This is a genomic window from Bacteroides caecigallinarum (assembly GCF_021531075.1).
Taxonomy (GTDB): Bacteria; Bacteroidota; Bacteroidia; order Bacteroidales; family Bacteroidaceae; genus Phocaeicola; species Phocaeicola caecigallinarum_B.
In genome coordinates, this window is the sequence record NZ_JADYTJ010000175.1 from 1 (window position 1) to 255 (window position 255).

The 255-nt window shown below is 54.1% G+C and carries 1 rRNA gene; it reads right to left on the minus strand.

The annotated features are described in order from the left end of the window. Positions 1-255, minus strand: a 16S ribosomal RNA gene (locus I6E11_RS15560); the annotation flags it as partial.

Genomic DNA, 255 nt, shown 5'->3' on the forward strand with positions numbered 1-255 from the left:
AAGCTGCCTTCTGTACCCCCCATTGTAACACGTGTGTAGCCCCGGACGTAAGGGCCGTGCTGATTTGACGTCATCCCCACCTTCCTCACATCTTACGATGGCAGTACCGCCAGAGTCCTCAGCGCTATCTGTTAGTAACTGGCAGAAAGGGTTGCGCTCGTTATGGCACTTAAGCCGACACCTCACGGCACGAGCTGACGACAACCATGCAGCACCTTCATACATGCCTTGCGGCTGATCTGTCTCCAAATCATT